This is a genomic window from Streptococcus sp. 2342 (assembly GCF_013276795.1).
Lineage (GTDB): Bacteria > Bacillota > Bacilli > Lactobacillales > Streptococcaceae > Streptococcus.
Genome location: NZ_VMLR01000013.1, coordinates 70,383 through 80,095, shown reverse-complemented (window position 1 = coordinate 80,095; position 9,713 = coordinate 70,383). Strand labels below are relative to the sequence as shown.

Below are 9,713 nucleotides of genomic sequence, written 5' to 3'. Positions count from 1 at the left end.
CTTCTTCCTTAGCTTCTTGTTCCTCTGCTACTTCCTCTTCTTTAGCTTTTTCTTCTACTTCTTTTTCAGCGTCTTCTGCAGTTAGACCTTTTTTAAAGCGTTCTTCATAGTCAGCTTTCTGAGCTTTAGTTCGTTTTTCAAATTCATCAATAAACCCTTGAATTTGGTTTTGTAATTCTGAATCTCCTTTTGCATTGTCTAAATCTTCTTTTAATTCTTTAACTATAGCTTCTGCAGCTTTATTAAAATTAGATAAGAATTCTTGTTGCTTCTCTGATAAAGATTGTTCAACAGCTTGTGGAGCGTCTTCTGCTTTTACAACAGTAGGCTGAGACGCAACAAAACCAGCCCCTAAGATAGCGACGCTGGCTAAACTTGTTAAAATCATTTTTTTCTTATTCATCATTTACCTCTTTTCTGATAATCATTTTCAGACTATACTATATTAAGTATACCCCCCCCACAAATCTTTGTCAAGTGTTTTATATTAAATTTTTGTTACATTTTTGTTCGGAATTTTATTTGTTTTATCAAAGTTTTTGTGAAAATCGTTTTGAAAACTTTGATATTTCTTTACATTTTCTTTCCTAGAGTTTCTCTTTTATTCTGGTGTGTATTTGCTTCTCACACTGCTTTTCTATTGCAGATGAGACTCAATGAAAATCAAAAAGCAAACTAGGAAGCGAATCGTAGGTTGCTCAAAACACTGTTTTGAGGTTGCAGATAGAACTGGCGAAGTCAGTAACATATACCTACACCAAGGCGAAGCTGACGTGGTTTGAAGAGATTTTCGAAGAGTATAAAGCTCACATTCCAGAAATAAACAGATACCAAAAGCAAATGTTCAAACTTGATTTTTGAATTAGGAATACTCCAGCGATGACTCGTCCTTATTTTCAGTGAATAGCAACTGACTCGAGACACTCCAAAAAAGAGGTCAATGTTCGCCATCAACCTCTTTCTTATCGTTCATTCTTGTTGCTAGTGAGACGGATAACTTACCTCTCAGTCGGCATGTTCAGCCTAGTTTACCCATTCACCATTACCATTTACACGGTAACCATCTGGTGTTGTTGTGCTCACAGCCAAAGCTCCAGAACCGTAGGCATAGTACCAGTGTGGTCCAACTTTAAACCAACCCGTCTTCATGATACCTGATTCATCAAGGTAATACCAGGTACCATTTTCCTTGTACCAGCCTGTTTTCATAGCTCCTGAGCCATCAAAGTAGAACCATCTGCTACCATCTGTTCCCCAGCCTGTAAACATAGCACCTGAATTGCTCAAATAATACCAGCTACCAGAAACTTTTACAAATCCAGTCTGCATAATACCTAAGTCATTCAAATAGTACCATTTACCATCTGTTTTCACCCAGCCTGTCTTCACATCACCAGACTCATAAAAATACCACTTGCCATTAGACTGCACCCAGCCAGACTGATCAGATGTGGATTTTCTGAAATCTTTCAGCGGTGTTTCTACAACTATAGCTTTACTTTTAACTGTTGAAAGGTTTGAGGCAGTCACTTCTGTGTACTGAACAGCAGAACCATATCCACCAGCCAATTCCTCTGAAGAAGCATCATCACCTAGAGTTTGAGCGATTGTAATAGCTTTGTATTGATTGTTAGGATTTTTAAAAGCTGCCATTCCCATGTGTGTAAATTTAGGGTTAATTAGCGACTCATAGTGACCAGATTTCCCGTTGTCTGAACCACTATTTTTTTTCTTCACATAATCTGCTTTTTCAGAACGCCATTGTTCAATAGCTTTTAGAAAACCGTCATGATTCCATGCCAAATTTTCTCCCATCATGCTGTTACCAGTTGGAAAGGCGCTCCAGATTTCTTTATTAGAAAGACGCTCATGTTTCATAGTCACAGATGCTTCTGTAGCTCTAACAAAAGCTGCCTTTTCTAGGTCAGTTGACCATTTGATAGGGACATACTTATCTACCAAACCTTCGTCAGCTGCTTCTTTACGAATAGCATTAATGGCATCCAAAATAGATTGTTGATGAGGAGCTACAAATTCTCCCTTGATTCCAACCAAAACATTGCCACTAGAAGGTTTTAGCACCTCTGAGGTCAATACATTACCATCAGCAGATTGCGTTGCCACCAATCTGTCATTGGCAAAAACATCATTTGTCAAAACTGCTCCTGCCAAGGTCAAAGCCAAGGCACTAGCAAATACAATTTTCTTCATTGTTTACTCCTTATATCTTTTGAATCGTATCTTGATAAATACTTTTTAACACCTAATTATATCATATTTTCCTACTATTTGTCTTTGCTTACCTATTCCTAAATCCCAAAAGTAGGCGCAATGATTCTTTTATTTCACAACAAGCTCATAACGTGTCTTACTGGTGAAGGTTTGACCAGCTTTGAGAATGACTTGGTCTTTGAGGTCACTGTGGATGGCATCTGGTAGAGCTTGCGCCTCAAGGGCAATCCCATTGTGCTGTACCATTGGCTGACCTCCTATGATGACACTCTCATCCACAAAGTTTGCTGTGTAGGCTACAAAGCAAGGGGCCTCTGTCTTGAAAAGAAGGAAACGACCTGAGTTTTGGTCATAAAGGAATCCAGCATTGTCATGGCCTGCAGGAAGGGCAAATGGATGATCCAAACCAGAAACTAGTTGGATTTGCTCATCTTCTTCTGCAAAAATGTCTTTCAACAAGGCACCATTGTAGATGTGGTTGACCACATCACGATTGGCATCTGGAGTTTTTGCAGGAACACCGTCGGGAGCGATTGGGTAAATCCCCTCTGTGTTAAGTTGGAAGACATGACGATCAATCGTCTGCGAGAAATCACCAGACAAGTTGAAATAGCTGTGGTTGGTTGGATTAACCAGCGTATCCTGATCTGTCGTTACCTTGTAACTAATTTCATAGGCACCAGTTTCTTCCAAGTGATAACTAATCCAAATCTTGAGATTTCCAGGAAACCCTCCTGTCCCATCTGTACGCTCTGTGTAGAGGGTCAAGCCATGGTCGCTCACTTCAACTAGTTCAAACAAGCTAGAATCCCAACCAGTTGAACCACTGTGATTACAGTTGCTAGCATTATTAACCTCAAGGTCATAGGTCTTGCCATTGAGCTCAAATGTCGCGCCTGCAATACGACCCGCTACAGGACCTACGCTAGCTCCATGCTTGGGACTATTACCTACATAGCTGTCAAAGTCAGCAAATCCCAAAATAACATTGGCAAAATTTCCAGCCTTGTCAGGCGTTACATAGCGCAAGATGGTCGCACCATAAGTCATAACCTCAAGCTGGTAGCCACCGTCCGTCTCAAAGCGATAGGCCAAGACATCTTGTCCCTCAACATTTCCAAATACACGCTCTGTGTATGCTTTCATTATCTTCTCCTTTTACTATTTCTCTCAATCAAACAAACCATAGAAAGCGTACTGACAATCTATGGTTTATCTGATAATTTACAAATCCTCTTGTCAAGAATTCATAAACACTGTCTTATACTCAATGAAAATCAAAGAGCAAACTAGGAAACTAGCCGCAGGCTGCTCAAAGCACTGCTTTGAGGTTACCGGATAAGACTGACGAAGTCAGCTCAAAACACTGTTTTGAGGTTGCAAATAGAACTGACAAAGTCAGTAACATATACCTACGGCAAAGCGTCGCTAGTATGGTTTAAAGAGATTTTCGAAGAGTCTTACTTTTGATATTCGTGGATGATAACACCTTGTACCACACGGTTTACTGTACCTGTAGGAGACGGTGTATCTGGTTTATTTTCTACCTTGAGTGAAGTCAATAGGGCAAAGAGTTGGGCATAAACGATGTAAGGGAAAACACGGTAAATATCATTCAAGACACCGCCACAACCAAGGGCCACTTCTTTGACATTTTCAAGACCAAAAGCTTGATCACTCAAAAGTACAACACGACGAGCAATCTGATCCCCTGCAACTTCACGAACTAAATCCAAGTCGTACTTGCGAGTGTAGTCTGTCGTTGTACCAAAGACCAAAACAACTGTATCTTCATTGATAAGAGATTTTGGACCGTGACGGAAGCCAACTGGACTTTCATACATGGTCGCAACTTGACCAGCTGTTAATTCCAAAATCTTGAGCTGAGCTTCATGAGCAAGTCCAAAGAAAGGACCAGCTCCTAGATAGATGACACGGTTAAAGTCTAGATCAACAAGCTCTTTGACATCTTCTGCCTTGTCTAAAACTTTACGTGCAATACTAGACACAACTTCAAAACGTTCAGCTTTCACAGCAAATTCTGTAGGATCAAAGACCAAGAGAGCTGTCAACATCATAGACGTAAAGCTAGAAGTCATGGCAAATCCAGCATCATTAGAGGCAGCTGGTTGCAAAAGCAAGAGATTGCGGTCATCACCATGGGCTTGAAGAGCCAATTTACCATCTGCTGCACAAGTAATGGTCACTTGATAAAGCTCATCTACCAAGGCTTTGGCCAAATCAACAGTCGCTACACTTTCAGGCGAGTTCCCACTACGAGCAAAAGATACAAGGACAGTCACCACATCTTTTTTCAAATAAGTTTCTGGATTGGCAACGATATCTGTTGTCGCAATGGCATTGAAATTCCATTTGCGTTCGTCGTAGACTTCCTTAAAGTAAGGTAGCAAGGTATCTCCCACATAAGCAGAAGTCCCAGCACCTGTCAAGATAACCTTGATATAGTCATGTTTATCAGCAATCCCTTGCAGGAAGGCTGCAATTTCTTCACGCTGTGCTTGATAGGCTTCAAAAGCTTCTTTCCAGACATCAGGTTGTTGGTAGATTTCACGTGTCGTAATTTCTGCACCCAATTCAATCAAGTCTTCTTTTGTATAATGTAGCATTGAGTTCCTCTTTTTCTATTAAAGATGGGAATGGGAGTAAGCCCCATTCCCATGTATATTCTATATAAAATGCTCTAACGATTTTCACGTTGTCACATCGTATACTCAATGAAAATCAAAGAGCAAACTAGGAAGCTAGCCGCAGGCTGTACTTAAGTACGGCAAGGCGACGCTGACGTAGTTTGAATTTGATTTTCGAAGAGTATTATTCATCTTCGTCATCATCGAAGCCCGCTAACAGGTCGTTAACTTTCACAATACTTTCTGCAGCACGGCTCTTATAGTCCGCATCTGCGCCTGTAAGGCTCGCATTGATAAATTCAATGACCATTGGAAGATTCATCCCTGCGTAGAGTTCGATATCACGACCTTCCATAATCAAACGGCTTACCACGTTACATGGTGTTCCACCGAGAAGATCCGCAAAGACTAGGAAATCATCCAAACCTTCAATAGCAGCTTCAAATTTTGCAGTAAAGTCTTCTGGGCCATCTTCTGGAAGAAGAGCTACTGTGTAAATGTTGTCTTGTGGGCCCATAATCATTTCTGTGCTACCTTTAAGTTCTTCACAGAAACGACCATGGCTCACCAAAATTAATGATTGCGTCATAAATTATGCGCCCATTCCAAGTACAAATTTACCAAAGGCAGAAAGAGCCAAAGCAAGTACGATAATAATACCGATAGCTTTAGTAGAGTTCATACCTTTCTTACCAAGCAACCAGAAGATAAAGGCAGTAAAGATTGCTGGAAGCAAGCGTGGGAAGATTGAGTTCAAGATGTCTTGGAAGTCAATCAATTTTTCACCGATTGGCAATTTGTAAGAAATGTCAAAGTTGATCAGTGTTGCTACAAGAGCACCCATCATGAAGACACCAAGTACAGATGCAGCGTCAATCAAAGCTGTCAAGGTACTTTGCATGTTGTTGATAAGGCTAACCCCTTCTTTGTAGGCAAATTCCAACTGTTTCCAACGGAAGATGTCATACGCTACTGCAACTGCAATCCAAAGGAAGATCCCCCAAGGTTGGCCAGCGATAGCCATAGTTGCTGCGACTGACCCCATGATAGCAGGTACAAGTGAACCAAAGATTGTATCCCCAAGAGGAGCGAATGGTCCCATCAAACCTGTCTTGATACCGTTAACGGCGTCTTTTGAACCTACACCATCTTTTTCTTCCATGGCAAGGTCAAAACCAGCGATAATGGTATGGAAGAATGGTGAAGTATTGAAGAATTGAGTATGAACTTTCATCATTTCTTTCAATTCAGGAGTGCCATCCCCATACATTTTACGCAACTGAGGCAAGATCATGTAAAGGTAACCAGATGCTTGCATACGTTCGTAGTTCCAACCTAATTGGAAAGTAAACAAGCTACGTTTGTTGATTTGATTAAAATCTTCTTTTGTTAGTTTGTAATTAGAATTCGTCATCTTCGATTTCCCCACTTTCTGATGGTGTAGAAGGTGCTGCTACAGCTACTTTTTGGCTATTTTTGAAGTGAAGCACTGCAAGGAAAATACCTACGATAGAGATACCAATCATAGACAATCCTTTGAAGTTGTTCACGAAACCAATTTTTTCAGCAACTTCAGCAGGAAGAGTGCCTACGATACCAGCAACAGCGCCACCAAGACCTGTTACATATGAGTAAAGAACAGTCAACATAGCTGTCAAACCAAATCCCATAGCAAGGTAGTGAAGGTTACGTTTAACTGGAAGGTAACGAAGCAAGATTGCAAATCCAAGACCTGGAAGCATACGTCCTGCGAGTGTCAAACCATCTGCAACCCATTGGTATTTTGTAACGAAGTCTACTACGTGTTGTACAAATTCACCACCAAAAGCAAGGGCAAAGAAGACTGGAAGGGCACGAGATAAAGCCCAAGGAATCGCACCAAGTAGGTAGTTGCGTTCAATACCTTTATAGTCAAAGCGTTCGATGGCAGCATCCACACGGTGAGCGAAGAAAGTAGTTGTCATACGTCCAAGAACGTCGAAGTAAGTCAAGAGAGATGCTACTGGTACAGCGATTGTAGTAATTGCAAGCGGTGCATCAATTCCTTGTGAAACAGAGAAGGCTGTCGCAAGAACCGCACCAGAAGTTGCGTCGATACGAGAAGCACCACCGAAGGTACCAACCCCAAGAACGAACAGTTGCAAGTTACCACCGATAAGCAAACCAGTAGTCACATCTCCCATGATTAAACCAGTAATGAAACCAGCAAATACAGGGGAACCTGCAGATGAAACGATCGTCAACTCATCACAGATTTGATAAGCTGAGTACAAAGTGAGAAGTAAAATTTGCCACCATTGTATCATAACAATGACCTCCTAAAAAATTTTTTCCTATTTTAATAAGCTCAAAAAGTCTGAAACTGGATCATTTGGAACCATTTGAGCAGTAAGTTTAACACCTTTTTCTGCCAGTTTGTGGAAGTCTTCCACATCCTTGTCCACTACGTTGATAGAACGTGTGATTGCGCGAGTTTCTGGTGTTTGAGACATATTCCCAACATTGAGGGTTTCAAGTGGTACACCTGCTTCGACCAAACCAAGGAAACGGTCTGGTTTACGAGCAACGATAAAGAGACGTTGGCTATCGTATTTACCAGCAAGAATATTGGCTGCAGCTTTCTCAATTGGCAAGATACTGAGTTTCACACCTGGTGGTGTCGCAAGTTTCAAACCACTCTTTTCAACGTCGTTGTTGACAACTTCGTCGTCTACAACCATAATGCGTGAAACATTTAGTTTTCCAGCCCAAAGATTGGCTACTTGTCCGTGGATCAAACGTCCATCGATACGGCATCCTACAATTGTCATAAGTTTTCCCCCTTTATGTGTTTTAGTGTAGGTTTACGAGTTAAATGAATCTCTTCTTTATATTGGCCCTCTGTTTCAAAGATGATGATGCGGTTGGCACCTTCCTTGAGATAGCTATGAGGGATATAAAGCGAGAGGGTTGGGCCGACGTTCCAAAAACGTCCTAGATTCTGCCCGTTTACAAAGGCAACTCCCTTACCAAACTCAGATAAGTCTAGGTAAGTATCTTTTGGCTCTTGAACTGTAAAGTCATAAGCGTAAAAGGCTGGTTGTCCTTGAGTCCATCCTTTTGAAAAATCAATTTTCTCAGGATTATCTAGTGGGAGTGGATAGTGTTTCCAGTTTAGTAAGAAGTGCAAATCCTTACAAACCCCTGTCCGAATTCCCTTACGTTGCGTATCTGCTAAGAACTTGTGTCCATAGTTGACACGCCCCATATTTTCTATCAATATGTCAATCCTAGATAACGCTTTCTTTTCACCTTGATAGAAAATATCTTCCCCAATCTCTGTCTGATATTGGGTTTTAACCCACTGACCATCGACATACAGCTGGGCCCTATCTCGACCATCAATGATACGAAGTCTTTCTTCTTCTGCATCCCAGTTTGTTTCTGTTCGATAGAGTAGGTAGCCATAGCTTTGTCCCAACTCCTCCATCTTTTTAGGATAGAGACTTTCTATCGGACTTGACAAGCTATCTAAGGTTTCAAACAAGGAAACTTTTTCAACTAGTGGAATAGCATCCAACTCCATACTCTCCTTGTAGAGTGGTTCCAACTGCGGATACTCTGGAAAATGTGTTGCCATCATCTTCTTGACCGCCAGATATTTGGCAGTTGGATTTCCTTCTTCATCCAGAAGGGCATCGTAATCATAAGACGTAACTTGTGGCAGGTCCAAAGTCCCTCGAGCCGAGCAACCATTCATGAAGCCAAAGTTTGTACCACCGTGGAACATGTAAAGATTGATAGAGCCTTGTTCCAAAACTTCTCGAACTGCATCTGCCAATTCTTTTGGATCCCGTGTGATAATCGGTTCTTTCCAGCGATTGAACCAACCATCCCAAAATTCCATACACATGAGTGGCCATTTCTTACCATGCTCATCAAAGAATTCCTGCATCTGTGAAAAGTTGTAAGGTGCCTTAGAACCAAAGTTTCCTGTTACAAAGAGGTCATCTTCGATTAAGGTTCCAGCTTTCAAAGTAGCTCGCCATGGACCATCTGATGTAAAGAGGGGACAGGTTACGCCACGCTCTTCCATCAGCTGTCGAATGACTCTCAGGTAAGCCTTATCTTCTCCGTAAGAACCATACTCATTTTCAACCTGCATCATGAGGATATTGCCACCATTGTCCAACAGATGTGGAACCAATCGTGGAAAGAGCTGGTCATAATAGCGACCGACAGCCTCAATATAGGCTGGATCTGATGAACGAATCCTCATATCCTTGGTCAAGAGCCAAGCTGGTAAGCCACCGAATTCCCACTCCGCACAGATGAAAGGTGACGGACGAACGATCGCATAGAGACCCAAATCTTGTGCTGTCTGAAGAAACCGCTCCAAATCCAGAGCCCCTTCAAAATGAAACTCACCCTCACGAGGCTCGTGTAAATTCCAAGCAACATAAGTCTCTACTGTATTAAAACCAAGAGCCTTCAAGTTATAGAGCGAATGATACCAATCTTCTGGAGGAACCCTAAAATAATGAATGGCGCCAGATAAAATCTTAAATGATTTTCCATCGAGATAGAAATCATCTCGTATCTCAAATCGTGTCATAAAACTACCTTCTGACCGCGAAAGTTTACGCTTTCATTTGTTGTTATAGTAATTATAAACCAATCTGTTTGAATTGTCAATAGAAATTGTAGGAATATTTACTGCAATTTTACTATTATACACACGTTCAATTAGTTTCAAACATTTTCAGACCCACTTCAAACGCTCTTTAAATTCGGAATAGAGAACCTAAAATAATTTTGTATAAAATACATTTATAAAATATGAGCAATGCTTAT

General features: G+C 41.2%; 8 protein-coding genes and 1 pseudogene. All 9 read right to left on the bottom strand.

The window, feature by feature from the left end; translation table 11 throughout:
• Positions 1-403: pseudogene (locus tag HT689_RS09155) on the bottom strand (choline-binding protein); the annotation flags it as partial.
• Between the two features lie 620 nt (positions 404-1,023).
• Positions 1,024-2,211, bottom strand: a complete 1,188-nt coding sequence (locus HT689_RS09150; RefSeq protein ID WP_112444886.1) for a CAP domain-containing protein — start codon at positions 2,209-2,211, stop codon at positions 1,024-1,026.
• 129 nt (positions 2,212-2,340) lie between these two features.
• Positions 2,341-3,378 carry an aldose epimerase family protein gene (locus HT689_RS09145; protein WP_173251772.1) on the bottom strand — a complete coding sequence of 346 codons (1,038 nt, stop codon included), beginning with the start codon at positions 3,376-3,378 and terminating at the stop codon, positions 2,341-2,343.
• Positions 3,379-3,692: 314 nt separating this feature from the next.
• Positions 3,693-4,859, bottom strand: a complete 1,167-nt coding sequence (locus HT689_RS09140) for an SIS domain-containing protein (protein WP_173251770.1) — start codon at positions 4,857-4,859, stop codon at positions 3,693-3,695.
• Positions 4,860-5,064: 205 nt separating this feature from the next.
• On the bottom strand, positions 5,065-5,469 hold the full coding sequence (locus HT689_RS09135; protein ID WP_173224697.1) for a PTS sugar transporter subunit IIA: 405 nt from the start codon (positions 5,467-5,469) through the stop codon (positions 5,065-5,067).
• Between the two features lie 3 nt (positions 5,470-5,472).
• Positions 5,473-6,294, bottom strand: coding sequence for a PTS system mannose/fructose/sorbose family transporter subunit IID (locus tag HT689_RS09130; protein ID WP_173224694.1), 822 nt, complete (start codon positions 6,292-6,294; stop codon positions 5,473-5,475).
• Positions 6,281-7,186 carry a PTS mannose/fructose/sorbose/N-acetylgalactosamine transporter subunit IIC gene (locus HT689_RS09125; RefSeq protein ID WP_172931688.1) on the bottom strand — a complete coding sequence of 302 codons (906 nt, stop codon included), beginning with the start codon at positions 7,184-7,186 and terminating at the stop codon, positions 6,281-6,283. The genes HT689_RS09130 and HT689_RS09125 overlap by 14 nt, the downstream gene beginning before the upstream one ends.
• A 27-nt stretch (positions 7,187-7,213) precedes the next feature.
• On the bottom strand, positions 7,214-7,690 hold the full coding sequence (locus HT689_RS09120; protein ID WP_000156971.1) for a PTS system mannose/fructose/N-acetylgalactosamine-transporter subunit IIB: 477 nt from the start codon (positions 7,688-7,690) through the stop codon (positions 7,214-7,216).
• Entirely contained in the window at positions 7,687-9,474 is a 1,788-nt protein-coding gene (locus HT689_RS09115) for a beta-galactosidase (RefSeq protein ID WP_173224691.1), read from the bottom strand. The genes HT689_RS09120 and HT689_RS09115 overlap by 4 nt, the downstream gene beginning before the upstream one ends.
• Positions 9,475-9,713 lie beyond the last annotated feature (239 nt).